The organism is Micromonospora sp. CNZ322, assembly GCF_007827755.1.
Map to the genome: position 1 here is coordinate 100738 of NZ_VITD01000004.1, position 16605 is coordinate 117342.

The 16605-nt window shown below is 72.2% G+C and carries 19 protein-coding genes; 17 read left to right on the forward strand and 2 right to left on the reverse strand.

The annotated features are described in order from the left end of the window. Positions 1-29: 29 nt before the first annotated feature. From FB453_RS11780 to FB453_RS11795, 4 genes are all read left to right on the forward strand, one after another. On the forward strand, positions 30-803 hold the full coding sequence (locus FB453_RS11780) for a methyltransferase domain-containing protein (RefSeq protein WP_145789816.1): 774 nt from the start codon (positions 30-32) through the stop codon (positions 801-803). Positions 804-843: 40 nt separating this feature from the next. Continuing rightward, on the forward strand, positions 844-2010 hold the full coding sequence (locus tag FB453_RS11785) for an acyl-CoA dehydrogenase family protein (protein ID WP_145789818.1): 1167 nt from the start codon (positions 844-846) through the stop codon (positions 2008-2010). 85 nt (positions 2011-2095) lie between these two features. Further along, positions 2096-3154: a type III polyketide synthase gene (locus FB453_RS11790; RefSeq protein ID WP_486480240.1), complete on the forward strand. Its 1059-nt coding sequence runs from the start codon at positions 2096-2098 to the stop codon at positions 3152-3154. Between the two features lie 24 nt (positions 3155-3178). Further along, positions 3179-3829, forward strand: coding sequence for a hypothetical protein (locus tag FB453_RS11795; RefSeq protein WP_145789822.1), 651 nt, complete (start codon positions 3179-3181; stop codon positions 3827-3829). Positions 3830-3838: 9 nt separating this feature from the next. Here the strand turns inward: FB453_RS11795 and FB453_RS11800 are convergent, their stop codons facing one another. Continuing rightward, a complete protein-coding gene (locus FB453_RS11800; protein WP_145789824.1) occupies positions 3839-4531 on the reverse strand; it encodes a hypothetical protein in 693 nt (230 codons plus the stop codon). A 328-nt stretch (positions 4532-4859) separates the two neighbouring features. Here FB453_RS11800 and FB453_RS11805 point away from each other — a divergent pair, with 328 nt between their 5' ends. Genes FB453_RS11805 through FB453_RS11820 form a run of 4 tightly spaced genes read left to right on the forward strand, consistent with a single transcriptional unit; the run spans position 4860 to position 7635 of the window. Beyond that, a complete protein-coding gene (locus FB453_RS11805; protein WP_007073334.1) occupies positions 4860-5345 on the forward strand; it encodes a CarD family transcriptional regulator in 486 nt (161 codons plus the stop codon). Between the two features lie 56 nt (positions 5346-5401). Beyond that, a complete protein-coding gene (gene ispD, locus FB453_RS11810) occupies positions 5402-6097 on the forward strand; it encodes a 2-C-methyl-D-erythritol 4-phosphate cytidylyltransferase (protein ID WP_091403154.1) in 696 nt (231 codons plus the stop codon). Positions 6098-6110: 13 nt separating this feature from the next. Further along, positions 6111-6596, forward strand: a complete 486-nt coding sequence (gene ispF, locus FB453_RS11815; RefSeq protein ID WP_145790359.1) for a 2-C-methyl-D-erythritol 2,4-cyclodiphosphate synthase — start codon at positions 6111-6113, stop codon at positions 6594-6596. Between the two features lie 10 nt (positions 6597-6606). Further along, positions 6607-7635 (forward strand): tetratricopeptide repeat protein, encoded by a 1029-nt coding sequence (locus tag FB453_RS11820; protein WP_145789826.1) that lies wholly within the window; start codon positions 6607-6609, stop codon positions 7633-7635. A 152-nt stretch (positions 7636-7787) separates the two neighbouring features. On the opposite strand, the gene FB453_RS11825 is transcribed toward FB453_RS11820, so the two are convergent. Further along, positions 7788-8954, reverse strand: coding sequence for a homogentisate 1,2-dioxygenase (locus FB453_RS11825; RefSeq protein WP_145789828.1), 1167 nt, complete (start codon positions 8952-8954; stop codon positions 7788-7790). A gap of 94 nt (positions 8955-9048) precedes the next feature. Here FB453_RS11825 and FB453_RS11830 point away from each other — a divergent pair, with 94 nt between their 5' ends. The 9 genes from FB453_RS11830 (at position 9049) to FB453_RS11875 (ending at position 16422) form a co-directional block, all read left to right on the forward strand. Next, entirely contained in the window at positions 9049-9918 is an 870-nt protein-coding gene (locus FB453_RS11830) for a hypothetical protein (protein WP_145789830.1), read from the forward strand. Next, on the forward strand, positions 9915-11111 hold the full coding sequence (gene fahA, locus FB453_RS11835) for a fumarylacetoacetase (RefSeq protein ID WP_145789832.1): 1197 nt from the start codon (positions 9915-9917) through the stop codon (positions 11109-11111). Before FB453_RS11830 ends, fahA begins: the two co-directional genes overlap by 4 nt. A 175-nt stretch (positions 11112-11286) precedes the next feature. Continuing rightward, complete coding sequence (locus FB453_RS11840; RefSeq protein ID WP_112588140.1) at positions 11287-11496, forward strand: DUF397 domain-containing protein; 210 nt, start codon at positions 11287-11289, stop codon at positions 11494-11496. 144 nt (positions 11497-11640) lie between these two features. Then, entirely contained in the window at positions 11641-12123 is a 483-nt protein-coding gene (locus tag FB453_RS11845; RefSeq protein WP_145789834.1) for an SRPBCC family protein, read from the forward strand. Between the two features lie 81 nt (positions 12124-12204). Next, positions 12205-13461 carry an outer membrane protein assembly factor BamB family protein gene (locus FB453_RS11850; protein WP_145789836.1) on the forward strand — a complete coding sequence of 419 codons (1257 nt, stop codon included), beginning with the start codon at positions 12205-12207 and terminating at the stop codon, positions 13459-13461. Positions 13462-13559: 98 nt separating this feature from the next. Further along, the gene (locus tag FB453_RS11855) at positions 13560-13931 is read left to right on the forward strand and encodes an LPXTG cell wall anchor domain-containing protein (RefSeq protein ID WP_145789838.1); all 372 of its coding nucleotides are present in this window, start codon (positions 13560-13562) and stop codon (positions 13929-13931) included. A 344-nt stretch (positions 13932-14275) separates the two neighbouring features. Next, a complete protein-coding gene (locus FB453_RS11865) occupies positions 14276-14731 on the forward strand; it encodes a hypothetical protein (RefSeq protein WP_186718227.1) in 456 nt (151 codons plus the stop codon). A gap of 58 nt (positions 14732-14789) precedes the next feature. Beyond that, positions 14790-15332, forward strand: a complete 543-nt coding sequence (locus tag FB453_RS11870; protein ID WP_145789846.1) for a hypothetical protein — start codon at positions 14790-14792, stop codon at positions 15330-15332. A 25-nt stretch (positions 15333-15357) separates the two neighbouring features. Further along, positions 15358-16422 (forward strand): hypothetical protein, encoded by a 1065-nt coding sequence (locus FB453_RS11875; RefSeq protein ID WP_145789848.1) that lies wholly within the window; start codon positions 15358-15360, stop codon positions 16420-16422. Positions 16423-16605: the final 183 nt, after the last annotated feature.

Consider the following 16605-nt stretch of genomic DNA (forward strand, 5'->3'; position numbering starts at 1 on the left):
TACCGAGCAGTCGTGCCACGCTCGGTTCCATGCGAGACGTGGCTGCGGCCGGGGCGTCCACCGGTCCGAGGGTGCTGCCGCGAAACGATCCGCGTCAGTACGACGATCTGGCCGGTGAGTGGTGGCGGCCGGACGGCGCGTTCGCGATGCTGCACTGGCTGGCTGAGGCCCGTGCCGCGCTGGTGCCGCCGGCCACCCGTCCGGACGCGTTGCTTGTCGACCTGGGTTGCGGCGCCGGCCTGCTCGCGCCGCACCTGGCCGGCAAGGGCTACCGCCACGTGGGGGTGGATCTGACCCGCTCGGCGCTCGTCCAGGCGGCCGAGCACGGGGTGCGGGTGGTCCAGGGTGATGCCACAGCGGTGCCGCTGCCCGACGGCTGCGCCGACGTGGTCTCGGCGGGTGAGCTGCTGGAGCACGTGCCGGCCTGGCCGCGCGCGGTGGCCGAGGCGTGTCGGCTGCTGCGCCCCGGGGGCGTGCTGGTGCTGGACACCCTGAACGACACCGCGCTGGCCCGGCTGGTCGCGGTCCGGATCGCCGAGCGGCTGCCGACGGTGCCGCGTGGCATCCACGATCCACTGTTGTTCGTGGACGCCCAGGCGCTGGTGGCCGAGTGCGCGCGACACGGTGTCGAGCTGAGCCTGCGGGGCATCCGTCCGCAGGTCGGCGGCATGCTCGCCTGGCTGCTGCGCCGCGCTCGCGCGAGCCGAACGGCCGGTGCGGTGCCCGCCGGCCGGGCGCCGCGCATCGTGCCGACCCGCTCCACCGCCGTGCTCTACCAGGGCCGGGGGGTCCGCAAAGGATAGTCAGGCCGTGGCGGGGTATGGAACGCCGAGGAGGAACGAGATGACGGTGCACGCGCTTGAGGCAGCACGCCGGTTGGCGCCGCGGTTCGCCGCGCGGGCGGCCGAGCACGACCGGGACGGTTCCTTCCCCGTGGACGACTTCGCCGACCTGCGCGAGGCCAACCTGTTCGGGCTGATGGTGCCCCGGGCGCTCGGCGGTCTGGGCGCCAGCTTCGCCGAGTACGCCGCGGTGGCCACTGAGCTTGCCCGGGGCAACGGTGCGACCGCCCTGGTGTTCAACATGCACGCCTCGGTGACCGGCGCGCTGGGCGCGGTGACCGAGGAGTTGGCCGAGGCGCTGGGCGTGCCCGACGAGGCGCTGGCCGCCCGCGACCGGCTGCTCAACGCGGCGGCGCAGGGCTCCTGGTACGCGGTCGCGATGAGCGAGCGTGGCGCGGGCGCGCGGCTGTCCCAGCTGACCACGGCGTACGAGCCGACCGACGGGGGTTGGCATCTCAAGGGCAGCAAGACCTTCTGCTCCGGCGCCGGGCACGCGGACGGCTACCTGGTGGCGGCGCGCAGCGCGGCCGACCAGTCGGTGGTCTCACAGTTCCTGGTGCCGGCCGGCGACGGGCTGACAGTGGAGCCGACCTGGGACTCGCTCGGCATGCGCGCCACCTCCTCCCACGACCTGCACCTGGACGTCACGGTGCCCGCCGACCGGCTGCTCGGTGGGGTACAGGGGCTTGCGCTGGTGGTGGCCCAGTTGATGCCGCACTGGTTGGTGGCCAGCTACGCCGCCGTCTACGTGGGGGTCGCCCGTGCGGCGATCGACGCGGCGGTCGAGCACCTCAACGCCCGCAACCTGGCCGGTCTGCCGGCGGTGCGGGCCCGGCTTGGTCGGGCGGACGCGGCGACGGCCGCCGCGCAGTTGGTGGTGGCCGAGGCGGCCCGCCGGGTGGACGAGGCGCCCGGTGACGAGGAGACCAACCGTTGGGTGTGGCGGGCGAAGCTGCTCGCCGGGACCACGGCCGCCGAGGTGGCGGCGTCGGTGCTGGAGGCGGCGGGCACCTCGGCGACCCGCCGTGGACATCCGCTGGAGCGGCTCTACCGCGACGCCCGCTGCGGCTCGCTGCACCCGGCCACGTCGGATGTCTGCGCCGACTGGCTCGGCATCGCCGCACTGGGCGGCGACCCGGATCGTGACGGATCGGCACCGCGTTGGTGAGCCCGCCGCACCGGGCTCGCACGGAGGAACGACCAGCCGAGGTGGCTGGTGGGACGGCCAGGGGGAGGACAGCATCTGACGAGAGGTGGGGATCGTGTTCGTACCAGTGATCGCGGGGCTCGGGACAGCGCAGCCGCCGTCCGCTTCGCAGGACGAGTTGTGGGAGGGCTTCTTCTCCCGGCACTTCACCGGCACTACCCGGTCGTTGGCCCAGCGGATCTTCGCCAACTCGGGGGTGACCCGGCGGCAGGCCGCGGTCAATCCGCTGCTGGAGGATGTCTCGGACTGGCCGACCGAGCGCCGGATGCGCCGCTACCAGGTGGAGGCGCTGCCGCTGGGCAAGGAGGCGGTGGGTCGGGCGTTGACCGCGGCCGGGCTGAGCGCCGGCGACATCGGGCTGTTCATCGTCTGCTCCTGCACCGGGTACGCCACCCCGGGGCTGGACATCCTGCTCGCCCGGGACCTGGGCATGGCCGCGGACACCCAGCGGATGTTCATCGGCCACATGGGCTGTTACGCGGCGTTGCCGGGGCTCGGCGCTGCGAGTGACTTCGTCACCGCCCGGGGGCGACCGGCGCTGCTGCTCTGCGCGGAGCTGACCAGCCTGCACATCCAGCCGTCCAGCGCCCGGGTGGACACGCAGCAGATCGTCTCCCACGCGCTCTTCTCGGACGCCGCGGTCGCCGCCGTGGTCGTGCCGGGCGGCTCGGGGTACGCGGTGCGCGAGGTCACCGCCGTCACCGACACCTCGACCGCCGACCACATGACCTGGGACGTCACCGACGCCGGGTTCCGGATGGGGTTGTCGCCGAAGGTGCCGCAGGTGCTGTCGAGGCACGTCCGCGGGCTGGTCGACGATCTGTTGGCCCGACACGGCGTCACCAGCTCCGAGGTGGACGGTTGGGCGGTGCACCCGGGCGGGCCGCGGATCCTCAACGTGGTGGAGCGGGAACTGGCGCTGCCTCCGGTGGGGCTGGCGGCGTCCCGGGCGACGCTTGACGAGCACGGCAACTGCTCGTCGCCGACCGTGCTGCTGATCCTGGACCGGCTGGGTCGGGCGACACCGGCGGCTCGGCGCATCGTCATGCTGGCCTTCGGCCCCGGCCTCACCCTGTACGCCGCCCTTCTCGATCGACAGGACTGAGCCTCCGGCCGGTACGCTCACGGAGTGGATGTGACCTCGGACGACCGGCTGCGCTCGGTGGTCCTGTTTGGCGCGGCGGTGGCCGTCCTGGTCGTCGGTGCCTGGTGGTGGCGTGCAGCCGCGCCCGCGTCGACGGCAGGGACGGCTGTCCCTTCGGCGGCGGCGGTGCCATCGGTCGGGCCGAGCGTCAGCACCCCACTGGAACGTCTCCTCGCGGCTGAGGAGCCCGACGAGCGGGTGACGGTGCGGATGGACCCCAACACCGGCGAGGTCCTGCGGGTGCGAAGCGGCCCGCGGCTGGTGATCGACCCGGCGACGGGCTCGATCAGCGACATCGAGGGCGATCCCCGGGCGCTCTTTTCCGCGGGTGACCTGCCCGTGTTCCAGGAGACGATCTGGCGGGAGCAGCGGGACCTCGCCCCCGGCCAGGAAGTGACCCGGCAGGCCGGCAACCACGGCGCCCGCTACCTGCTCCAGTACCGGTGCACCCGCCCCGGCACGATGGCGGTGACGAGCGACGAAGCCAAGATCAACGGTCCGGCGCGCATCGACTGCGACGGCACGATCGCCAATGCCGAGGTGCTGCCCGGCGCCGGACCGTTCCTGGTGTCGCTGTCAGCCGCCGACCGGCCCATCGACATCCAGGCGCAGCTCGTCGCCCTGCCCCCTCGCTAACAGGGCCGCTCAGGCGGCGAGGGCGTGCAGGTCGCTCCGGTAGGACTCGATAGTGCCCAGGTCGGGCAGCACCCGGGTCACTGTGCCGGCCCGGTCGACCAGCAGGGCGGTCGCGGCGCCGGAGCGGGCCGGCTGGCCCAGGAACGAACGCAGGCCTCCGGCGGGGTCGGCCAGGGCGCGAGCCTGCCGTTCGATGGTGGGCCCGGCTGGGGCCGTCCGCCCTCCGGTCACGGTGACCACGGAGACGCCGGCGGGCGCGGCCGCCAGGGCGTCGGTGACCCGGTCCGGGCAGGGGCAGCCGTCCAACAAAATGATCATGGCGGGCAGCAGGCCGCGCAGTGGCACGGGTGCGTCGTCCGCGTCGACCAGGTCAAGTGCGGGCAGCGCCCGACCGACGAGGGTCGCGGGTGGCGAGTAGGGGGCCGGAGTCGGCCGGTCGGCGCCGCGGTTGGCGCGGGGCCAGGTGACCGCCAGCAGGCCGGCCAAGGTGGTGAGGACCGCCACCAGCAGGACCACCAGCGGCAGACCCAGGGCCCGGTGACCGCCCGGGAGGCCACTGGCCCGGCGCAGCTCACGGCGGATCTCAGCGGCCTCGGCGGCCAGCGCGGAGGCGTCGTCAGGAACCACCACGCGGCCCCATTCGGGCGGTAGGCCGGGCAGGCCGTCGGCTGGCCCGTGACCCTCTGCGTCCGGCTTGCCCATCGGACCTCCTGGAAGCGTCTCGAGAGCGGAGTGCGGCTCGGTCTCCAGGGTCGCGCACCAGGGGCTCCTCCCGCTACATCTGGGCGCAGTCCTGCTGGCCGGGCTACCATGGGAGGAGCGCATAGCCCTTGATCTCGACGTTCTGTTCACCCGTACCGGGCAGTCATTTCCGCGTTACGGAGCGTGTTCGAACCATCGGTTTGACCGCCTGTCAAGCTGAAGCAAGACCTCTCACAGGGCCCCTGAGCTGCGCCAACGGTCAGGACATCGGTGAGACATCGGTGCCTGAGCGTGTTACCCTAGACACAGCGAAAGGGGTTTCGAACCTATGGTTTTCAGTGTCGGCGAGACCGTTGTTTACCCCCACCACGGGGCCGCACTCATCGAGGCAATCGAGACTCGGGTCATCAAGGGCGAGCCTAAGCAATACCTCGTCCTGAGGGTCGCGCAGGGTGACCTGACGGTCCGGGTGCCTGCCGAGAACGCCGAGATCGTGGGCGTCCGCGAGGTGGTCGGCGAAGAGGGCCTCGGGAAGGTCTTCGACGTTCTGCGGGCTCCGCACACCGAGGAGCCGACCAACTGGTCGCGGCGTTACAAGGCCAATCTGGAAAAGCTGGCTTCCGGCAACCCGCTGAAGGTCGCCGAGGTCGTGCGTGACCTGTGGCGCCGGGAGCGGGAGCGGGGCCTCTCTGCGGGCGAGAAGCGGATGCTCGCCAAGGCCCGCGACATTCTCGTCGGCGAGGTCGCGCTGGCCGAGAAGAGCACCAAGGACGAGGCGGAGACGCTGCTCGACAAGGTCCTCACCGAGGCCTAGTCCGCACAGCATCGTCGTACCCACTTCGTAGTGAAGAAACCACCGAGGACCGCGACGTGACCGCGCAGCTCAATCCGCGCGGTGACGTCGCGGTCCTCGTGCCTGCGGCGGGTGCCGGCGTACGGCTCGGCCCCGGCCGACCCAAGGCGCTGCGCCTGCTCGCCGGTGAACCGCTGTTGGTGCACGCCGTGCGTCGACTGGCCGCCGCTCCGTCGGTGCACACCATCGTGGTGGCCGCGCCGGCCGCCGAGGTGCAGGCCGTCCGCGAGCTGTTGGCCCCGGTCGCCCCGGTGATCGTGGTGCCCGGCGGTGCCGAACGGCAGGCGTCGGTGGCCGCCGCGCTGGCCGCGGTCCCCGCCGGCCCGACGATCGTCCTGGTGCACGATGCCGCCCGGGCGCTCACCCCACCTGATCTGGTCGAATCTGTCGCGGCGGCGGTGCGTGGCGGGCGTGACGCGGTGATCCCGGTCCTACCGGTCGTCGACACGATCAAGGAAGTCGGTGCCGACGAGGTCGTGCTCGGCACCGTCGACCGTTCCGCCCTGCGCGCGGTGCAGACCCCGCAGGGTTTCCGTCGGGCCGTGCTCAGCGCCGCCCACGCCGCCGCCGGTGACTCCCTCACCGACGACGCCGGGCTGGTCGAGAAGCAGGGCGTCGCGGTGAGCTGCGTGCCCGGCTCGGAGTACGCAGTGAAAATCACCCGACCGTTCGACCTGGCTCTGGCCGAGCATCTGCTTGCCGCTGCCGGTTGACGCGTACCCTCTGATCATGATCGTTCCCCGGGTGGCCATCGGCACCGACGTGCACGCGTTCGAGCCGGGCCGGCCCTGCTGGGTGGCCGGGCTGCTCTGGCCCGATCAGGACGGCCTCGCCGGGCACTCGGACGCCGACGTGGCCGCGCACGCCGCCTGCAACGCGCTGCTCTCCGCCGCCGGTCTCGGTGATCTCGGTTCCGCCTTCGGGGTGGGCCAGCCGGAGTGGGCCGGCGCGTCCGGGGTGGCTCTGCTGACCGAGACGGCCCGTCGGGTGCGCGTCGCCGGCCTGGAGATCGGCAACGTGTCCGTGCAGGTCATCGGCAATCGCCCCAAGATCGGCCGGCGCCGCGCGGAGGCGCAGGAGGTCCTCTCCGCTGCGGTCGGCGCCCCGGTCACCGTCTCTGCGGCGACCACGGACGGGCTCGGCTTCGCCGGCCGCGAGGAAGGGTTGGCCGGGGTCGCGGTGGCCCTGGTGTACGACGCGTCGGCCGCCTAGGCTCGCCGCGATGTCCAGCGACCCCGCCCCCGACCAGTTCGCCGCCGACGGCTACGTCCAGCGGGCCCAACTCCTCGCCGAACTCGGCCGCTACGACGAGGCGGCCGGGGAGCTGGCCTACGGGTTGGCCCTCCAGCCGGATGACGTCGACGCGCTAACCATGCTGGCCCGGGTGCACCTGGCCGCCGGCCGCCCGGCCGAGGCGCTCACCGCCGCCGACACGGCCGTGGCGGCCGCACCGGAGGCCCTGCCGCCACTGGTCGCCAGGGGCATGGCCCTGGCCGACCTGGAGCGCTACAGCGAGTCGGCGGCCACCGCCGATCGGATCCTCACCCTCGGCCCGGCCGACGCGTACGCCCAGCGGAGCGCCGCGGCGATCCTGGCCGGCGCCCGCAACGGTCAGCCGGCGCTGAACGCGGCCTGGCGCGGTGTCGAGTTGGGCCCGCAGGAGCCGCAGGCGCACCTGGTGCTCAGCCTGGTCGCCGCCCGCCTGGACCTGTTCGACCTGGCCGAGCGCGCCTACCGGGAGGCGCTGCGGCTCGACCCGCGGATCGGCGAGGCCGGCCACGATGTGGGTGTCATGCGGCTGGAGCAGCGTCGTTGGTCGGAGGCGTTGGAAGACGTCGCGGAGGCGGTGACGGTCAGCCCGAGCCGGATCGACTCGCCACGAACCCTCGCGTACGGGCTGCACCGCCTGATGCTCTACGGCGCGGGCTGGTCGCTGGTGGCGGCGGTGCTGGTCGCGTTCGCGGCGTCGGCGAGCGACGGGTTCTCCCGCGTCCTGGCGGTGCTCGCCGCCCTGACCGGCGGGATCATCGTCTGGCAGCTCGCGGCTCGGCTGCCCGGGCTGACCCGGACCGTCCTGCCCGCCCTGCTGCACTCGGACCGGGCGATGGCCCTGGCCATCTACGCCGTGGCCGCCGCGCCGCTGCTGCTGCTGGTGTACGCCATGGTCGGCTCCCCGTGGCCCCTGGTGCTGGCCATCGCCACCACGGCGGTAGCCGAGTTCGCCGTATTCACCAGAACCGCCATCCGCTGACCCAACCCCGGGCCCCAACGCCCAGCATAACCCAGAAGATCACCAGCGTCGCGTAGCTCGACCAGGTCAGGGGTTTCGCCGGAGCCCGCCCGCGTCGGGATCAAGCCTGACCGCCCAGAGCGGGTGGGCTCCGGCGAAACCCCGAACGGCGACTACACAGAACGCGCCCAGGTCCAGGCGTACCCCTCGTCTTCGCAGGCGCTGGCGGCGTCGCAGAGATCCAGCGGGCGGAAGGTGTCGACCATGACGGCCAGCTCGTCGAAGTAGTCCGCGCCGATGGAACGCTCGGCGGCACCCGGCTGGGGGCCGTGGGTGAAACCGGACGGGTGCAGGGAGATCGAGCCCTGTTCGATGCCGGAGCCGCGCCGCGCCTCGTAGTTGCCCCCGGTGTAGAAGAGCATCTCGTCGGAGTCGACGTTGTGGTGGTTGTACGGCACCGGGATCGACTGCGGGTGGTAGTCGACCTTGCGCGGCACGAACGAGCAGATGACGAAGTTGGGCCCCTGAAAGGTCTGGTGCACAGGTGGGGGCTGGTGGATGCGGCCGGTGATCGGCTCGAAGTCGTGGATGGAGAACGCCCACGGGTAGAGGTGCCCGTCCCAGCCGACCACGTCGAACGGGTGGTTCGCGTACACGTAGCGGGTCCAACCGCGACGGTGCCGGACCAGCACCTCGACCTCCTCGCCGTCGACGAGCAGCGGGGCGTCGGGGCCGCGGACGTCCCGCTCGCAGTACGGCGAGTGCTCCAGGAACTGGCCGCGTACGGAGAGGTAGCGCTTGGGCGGGCCGATGTGCCCGGACGCCTCCACGGCGAGCAGCCGGACGGGCTGGTCGCCGGTGGGCACCAGCCGGTGGATGGTCGAGGTGGGGATGACGACGTAGTCACCGGCGACCGCGTCCAGCACTCCGAACGGGGACTCGACCCGCAGGGTGCCCGACTCGACGTAGAGGCAGTGGTCGCCGGTGGCGTCGCGGAACAGCGGTGAGGGTCGGTCGGCGAGGACGTACCCGATCCGTACGTCGTCGTTGGCGAGCAGGTACTGCCGGCCGAGGATGGGGTCGGAGCCGCCGGTGTCCAGTTTGTGGGTGCGCAGGTGGCGGGGCTTGAGCGGCAGGTTCGGCGTCCGGGTGAACGCGGGCGGGGTGAACTCGTCGGCGGCCAGGATCGCGGTGGGCGCGTGCCGGTGGTAGAGCAGGGACGAGTCGGAGGAGAAGCCCTCCTGGCCCATCAGCTCCTCGGCGTAGAGGCTGCCGTCGGGCTGCCGGAACTGGGTGTGGCGCTTGCGCGGCACCTCGCCGACGCTGCGGTAATACGGCATCTCGCCTCCCGATATTTCCCGTTCACCGGCCGAAGGCGTCCGATAATCGGACGCTGTTGTCCGTTCCTCGTAGCGTCCCGTACATTCTTGTTCCGTGTCAACGCAGGTGCCAGCACTCCTCCACGGCCTGGTGGACGACGCCGCCGTCTTCCCACCGGGCAGCGCCGCGCTGCACGACGCCCTGGCTGCCCACCGCCAACACCGCGCCGCCTGGTACGCCGACCTGGTTGGCCCCCTGCTGATCCCTGCGTCGGACGTGGCCGCCGGTGAGCTGAGTGGTCTCGTCGACCCGGGCGAGGGCCTGGTGGTCGGCGTGATCGGTGACACCGGGATCGGGAACCTGCCGTTCGCGCTGTCGTTTCTCGCCCCGGACGGCGTCACCGCGCGTCAGGTCGAGGTGGCGGTCGCCAAGCGCGGCGAGGACCCCCTGCCCGGCATCGCCGAGTTGCTGCGGCTGACCGACGAGCTACCGGGCGTGGAAGCCGTCTACGCAGAGCTGCCGCTGACCTTCGGGCTGATGGGCGCACTGGACGCGCTCGTCGCGGCGCGGGCCGACGGGGCGCCGATCGCGGCCAAGTTCCGCACCGGCGGCCTGGCCGCCGAACTCTTCCCCACCCCGACCGAGCTGGCCGCGGTGATCTGCGCCTGCCGGGACCGGGGCCTGCCGTTCAAGCTGACCGCCGGGCTGCACCAGGCGATCCGACACCTGGACCCGGAGACCGGGTTCACCCACCACGGCTACGCCAACGTGCTGGCCGCGACCCTGGCCGCCGCCGACGGTGACGGTGTGCGCTCGGTCGCCGAGCTGCTGACCGTTGTCGACCCGCGCCCGCTGGTGGAGCGCACGACGGCACGGCTGGACTGGCCTCGCCCTCTGTGGGTGGGCTTCGGCTCGTGCAGCATCCTGGAACCACTGACCGATCTGATCCGGCTTGGGCTGGTGAACGGGGGCTACGACGCATGACCTGGGTGACCGGCGCCGACGGTTCGCCGTACGGGGTGACGAACCTGCCGTACGGGGTGTTCCGGCAGAACGGGGGTCCTGCGCGGATCGGCGTACGGATCGGGTCCTGGGTCTTCGACCTCGCGGCGGCCGAGGCCGCCGAGCTGGTGCTGGCCGCCGGCACGCTGTGCCGGCCCGTGCTCAACGACTTCATGGCCCTGGGTCGTCCGCAGTGGACGGCGGTACGGCAGCGGCTCACCGAGCTGCTGACCGACCCGGCGCACCGGGACGCGGTGGAGCCACTGCTGGTGCCCCTCGACGACGTGGAGCTGCTGCTCCCCATCGAGGTGGCCGACTACGTCGACTTCTACTCATCCGTTCACCACGCGTCGAACGTCGGGCAGATCTTCCGCCCCGGCCAGCCGCCGCTGCTGCCCAACTGGAAGCACCTGCCGATCGGCTACCACGGGCGGGCCGGCACGGTGGTCGTCTCCGGCACGCCGGTGACCCGGCCGACCGGGCAGCGGGCCTCCGCCGAGGGCCCGGTCACCGGCCCATCGGTACGCCTCGACATCGAGGCCGAGGTGGGCTTCATGGTGGGCGTACCCAGCGCGTTGGGCGATCGGGTTTCCGTGGACGACTTCGCCGAGCACGTCTTCGGGGTGGTGCTGGTCAACGACTGGTCGGCCCGGGACATCCAGGCCTGGGAGTACCAGCCGCTCGGCCCGTTCCTGGGCAAGTCGTTCGCCACCTCGGTCTCGGCCTGGGTGACGCCGCTGGACGCCCTCGCCGACGCTTTCGTGCCAGCCCCCGACCAGGACCCGCCGGTGGTGGACTACCTGCGGGACGTGCCGCACCTGGGCCTGGACCTGCGCCTGGCGGTCGAGTGGAACGGCGACCAGGTCAGCGAGCCGCCGTTCGCCACCATGTACTGGACCCCCGCCCAGCAGTTGGCGCACCTCACCGTCAACGGCGCTTCGCTGCGCACCGGTGACCTGTACGCCTCCGGCACCGTCTCCGGCCCGGACCGAGGACAGGTCGGCTCCTTCCTGGAACTGACCTGGGGCGGGGCCGAGCCGGTCAAGGTGGGCGGCGAGAGCCGTACCTTCCTCAACGACGGCGACACGGTGACCATCACGGCCACCGCCCCCGGCCCGGACGGCACCACCGTCGCCCTCGGTGAGGTATCCGGCACGGTTCGTCCGGCCCGCTGAGCGGGCACCCGCCATCCGTCTCGTGCATGGGACCCGTGATCGCACCGGCTGTGCGATCACCGGCCCTGGTTGATCCGTTGATCGTCCGGATTCCGTTGCTACACCGCGCAATCCGAGTCGGGCTCTGCCCGACCGTCAGCGGTGGGGCATCCCGACGCACACGGAGGTAACGACGATGCACGATCTTGCGGGCGCGGTCTGGCGTACCAGCAGCCGCTCAAACGACCAGGGGCTCTGCGTGGAAGTGGCGGACAACCTGGTCGATGTCCATGGTCTGGTCGGGGTTCGCGACTCCAAGGACCAGGCCGGTCCCACACTCGCGGTCAGCCCGCCGGGGTGGACAGCGTTCATCGGCGCGATTCGGGCTGGCCACTTCGAGCGCTGACCGGCGCTTCGGCACCGGTCGACGACGACCGGAGCCGAAGCGACCGCCGAATCGGACAGCGTGGCCCCCGGACGGTGAAAATTCCGCTCCGGGGGCCCCGTCCGGCCCTCACTCCGCGTACCGTCGGGGACACGGGAGGGTGGCATGTCGACGGTGGCGATTACCGGGATCATCGAGGCGCACGCTGTCGACGTCTGGCGTCTTCTGACCGACCTGCCCGGCCGCGCGGCCCGGTTGACCGCAGCCGGCCCGATCGAGGTGCTCACCCCGGGTTCGTTCGGCCCGGGCACCTCCTGGCGCGAGGAGCGGGTCCAGCCGGGCGGCGGCACGCTGACCGAGGAGTTCCTGGTGGTCGAGGCGCTCGCACCGCAGCGACTGGTGCTCTGTTCCTCCGGCACCGGTGCCGACTACCGCATCACCTGGAGCCTGCGTCCGGTCCGCCGCCGCCGCCGGGGTTGCACCTCGATCACCGTCACCCACGAGGCGGTGCCGACCGCTCCGTACGGTCGGGTGGTGGCGCTGCTGCTCGGCGGGCTGGCCGCGCGGGCGGTCGAGGCGGCGCTCTGGCGTGATCTCGCCGACCTCGCCGTCGCGGCCGGTGCCACCGGCTCCGTCGAAGCCGCCTGAACGCCAGTCGCTCAGCCCTCGCCGTGACCTGAACGGGGTCCGGCCACCTCCGCTGGGTAGGGTGCCGGGCGGAGGTGCGGCATGAGGTTCCCGAGAGGCCGGCGACGGCTCGCGATCGCGGTCGCGGCGCTGCTCGCGACGGCGGCCGTCGTGGTCGTCGTCCACCGGGTCCTCGCACCGGCAGAGGTGAGCACTGTGGCGCGGGCCGACTATCCGGCCCCGGCCCGACCGGCTGCCGGAGTGATCGGTCGGTTGCCGGTCGCCCCGTTGATCGTCGACGGGAGACTGCGGGTGTACGCCGCACACCGCCAGGTCTACGCCGACCGGCCGGTCGACGGGCGGTACCGGACCAGCCCGTACTGGTCGTACCGGCGGTGGCCGGCGGAGCTGACCGGGGTGGTGGCCAGCGGCAGCACGGTGGTCAGCCGCTGGTCCGACGGGCAACTCGTCGCACTCGACGCCCGGACCGGCGGGGTGCTCTGGCGAGCCGACGGCCCGGAGCCCGCCGAGAGCGCGGCGCCGGTGCGTCGTACCTGGGCGGCGACGGTCTGGGACGCGCCCGGGCTGCAGCTCACCGACCTTCCCGACGGGCGGACCGTGCTGGTGGTGACCGGGGATGCCCAGGCGCGCGGGGTCGAGCTGAGCGGCGGTCGGGAGCTGTGGCGGGTCGAGCTGCCCGGCAGGTGCCGTAGCGATGTCGGCACCACCGCCACCGGGCAGCTGATCGGCCTGGACACCTGCGCCGGGGCGGCCATTGTCGAGTTCCGGGACGCGGCGACGGGCGAGGTACGTGAGCGTTGGCGACCGCCGGGCAGCCCGGACGGGTTTGTGGTGACGCCGCTCGGCTGTCGTACCGGCCGGTCGGACTGTCTGGGTTTGCGGACCGCCGGGCCGGGTGACGAGGGTGGTCGGGGTTGGTTGTTGGCTGCCGGTCCGCCGGTCGCCGCCCCCGCGCTGGACCCGGCCGGCGCCGCGCTGGTCGGTGAGCAGTCCGTCGCCGTGCTCGACGGGGTCGTGGTGGGCCGATCGGCGCGTACGGGCACCGAGCTGTGGCGGTCCGCGGCCCTGGGCGCGCCCAGGGTGCTGGCCGGGCAGCCTGGCCGGGTACACCTGCTGACCGAGGCGAACGATCTGGTGACGCTCGATCCGGTGACCGGCAGGCAGTTGTCCCGCTTCGTGCTCAACGTCGGCTCGGACGGGACCGGCTGGGCACCCGGGGCGGTGACGGCCGAGGACGGGTTCGTCGCGATCGAGCGGCTCCGCAAGCCGGTCGACCCCACCGGCGACGACCGGCGCTACTACTACACCGGCGAAGCAGTGATCCTGGCCGCCGCCTGATCGGGTCAGGTTGCCTCCGAGGGAATCGAATGCCCGCCCCAGATGACCGAAAAAGGTATTTTTCTCGGGATTGGGGTTCTCCGGAGAGAGGGGTCGTCATGGCAAAGGCCGTCGGCAGGTCGAGGCTCGTCGGGGGACTGCTCGCGGCGGCGGCCGGGCTACTGCTCGTGGTGTCGCCCATGCTCGTCCCGGACGGCGGGGCGCTGAACGCGGTGTCTGCGGCCCAGGCCGCACCGTCGGCGGGGGCCAACGTGATCTTCGAGGTGCTGCCCTCGCCGACCGCCTCTCCGACCCCGTCCCCGACGGCGCAGCCCACCCCGCATCCCACGCAGCCCACCCCGCACCCCACCAGCAGTCACCTGCCGGTGACCGGCGAAGATGGTGGGACGGTGGGGTGGCTCGCCGGGTTGGGCGGGGGCCTGCTGCTGCTCGGCGGGCTGCTGGTGGCCCGTCGCCCCCGGCGGAGCTGATGACGCGCGGAGGGTTGACGAGGTCGCCGCTTTGAGTTACCCGAGACCTGACAATAAGGACAACTAGAACTTATAGTCGTAAGGTGCCCATGCTAGCCGTCCTCCTGTCGTCAGTGCTCGGCGTCAGTGTCGGTCTCACGCCGAGTCCGGGCCCAACGATGCCCCTCGCGTCACCGTCGCCCGCCACCTCTCCCGCGCCGACGTCGAGCAGCACCCCCTCACCGACCGCCCGGCCGAGCGCGCCCACGCCGAGCGGCAGCAACCCGTCTTCGTCCCCGTCGCCGAATCCCGGTCGGGCGCCCGGCGCGGCTCCGACACCGCTCACGAGCGGCTCGCCGGGCCCGGTGGAGGAGCTGCCGGCTCCGCTGGCGGTGGGGTTGGACATCACCGCACCGCCAGCCGTCAACCTGGGCGCGGGTTTCCCCGGCGGTCTGCTGACGGGCGCCCTGGGGGCCGTCGAGGTTGCCGACTTTCGGGGGAACCAATCGACCACGTGGGTGGCCACCGTCACCTCGACCGCGTTCGTCACGGGAGCGGGCGGAGCCAACCGGACGGTGGCCAACTCGCTGGTGTCGTACTGGTCGGGGCCGGTTGTCAAGGCCACCGGCGGCGGAACTCTCGTTCCCGGTCAGCTCACCGCCGCCCAGGCGGTCCCGCTCAACGTGAGTCGGGTCGCCTTCACCAAGACCGCCGGCAACGGCAACAACACGGTCAGCTGGCGCCCGACCCTGCGAATCAGCCTGCCGGCAGGCCTCGTCACTGGCACCTACACGGCCACCGTGGTGCACTCTGTCGCCTAAAGTGTGCTTTGTCCGAATGTGAGTCTTAGGCGTGGTGTGACCGATTAGCGTCGGACTCATGCGGAAGATACTTCTTACCCTGACCGCGTCGGCAGCCACAGTGCTTGCCCTCGCTGCGCCGGCTGCGGCCGCGCCCACCGACGACACAGTCGTCACGTTCACCATCGGCACCGCGAACCTGGACATCACCGCCCCGCCGGCGATCAACCTGGGCGCGGGTTTCGTCGGCGGCACCCTGACCGGCCAGATCGGTCCGGTCACCGTCAATGACGCGCGGGCGGCGCTGGCCGCCACCTGGACGGCCACCGTGACCAGCACGGCCTTCACGACAGGGGGCGGAGGACCGGACGAGACCATCATTCCCGGCCTGGTGGAATACTGGTCCGGCCCGTCGACCGCCACCACCGGCACCGGCACCTTCGTACCCGGCCAGCCCACCGCCGCCCAGGCGGTGGCGTTGAGCCTTCCCCGCGTGGCCTTCAGTAAGACGAGTGGCAGCGGCAACAACACGGCGACCTGGAACCCGACGATCAACGTCCAGATCCCGCCTGCCGCCGTCGCCGGCACCTACACGGCGGTGATCACCCATTCGGTGGCATGATCCGGCTCGCGCCCTCGCCCTGACCGTGGCCGCCCTGGTCACGGTCGGGGCGACCGCGCCGGCCACACCGCACGCGTCGGCCTCGCCGGCCGGCGTCCACGCACCCGACCTACCGGAGGCCGGCCAGGAGGCGTCGGAGCGTAGCCCGGACCGCGAGGGGAGCCCCTCGCCCGGTCCCACCGCATCCGGGCCGGCCCCCTCGGTCGGCATCCGTCTCCTGGAGGCCCCGATCGAGCGCCGCGCCGACAGCCGGGCGCGCAAGTACATCGTCGACCATGTGCATCCCGGTACGACGATCAAACGGCGGATCATCGTGCAGAACACGTCCGAGGTGCGCCGAGCGATCGCCGTCTACGCGGCTGCCGCCGACGTCACGAAGGACGGGTTCTTCTTCGCTCCGGACCGGACCGAGAACGAACTGAGCAGTTGGATCCACGTCGACGACGGGAAACTCCAGCTCGACGCCGACCAGGAAACCGAACTGTTGGTGACCATCGCTGTGCCCGCGAAGGCCGAGCAGCGCGAGCGGTACGCGGTCATCTGGGCCGAGGTGTCCGGAGATGGCGGGCAGACCGTCCGCAACGTCGGCCGGGTGGGCATCCGGGTCTACCTGTCCGTCGGCCCCGGGGGCGAACCGGTGTCCAGCTTCGTGATCGGTGCCCTGACCGGATCGCGGACCCCGGACGGCAGGCCGGTCGTCACCGCCGACGTGCGAAACACCGGTAAGCGGGCGCTGGACCTCGCAGGCGAGCTGCGGCTGCACGACGGGCCTGGCGGGCTGTCGATCGGCCCGGTTCGATCCGAGACGCAGACCCTCGCCCTGGGCGGCGCCACCACGATCCGGGTCGTCCTCGATCGTCGCCTTCCGGACGGCCCGTGGACCGGAAAGCTCGACCTGGCCAGCGGCTGGACCAAGGGCGATGCCAGGGGAACGCTCACCTTCGGCCCCGTCGCCGCCCCGGTCAGCGACACCGGCGACCGGTCCGGCCAGCTCCGCACCGGAGGTCTGGTCGGCTCGGGACTGGTGCTGCTCCTGTTCGCGCTGTACGTGTACCGGAGGCGGCTACGGCACCCGGCAACGGCCGCCTGACGTCACCTGAGCCGTCGCTGTTCCGGATTGACCGAGGCGGCCCAGGTGCGCGCAGGTCAATACGACCTGGTCAGGCCCTCTGGCGGTAAGGGTGTGACAATGGTGCCGCTCGTGCAGTGGCGTTCCAGGCAGCTTGACGACCGAGGTGAGGTTCAGCATGCTCGTCCGGCCTGGATTGGAGTC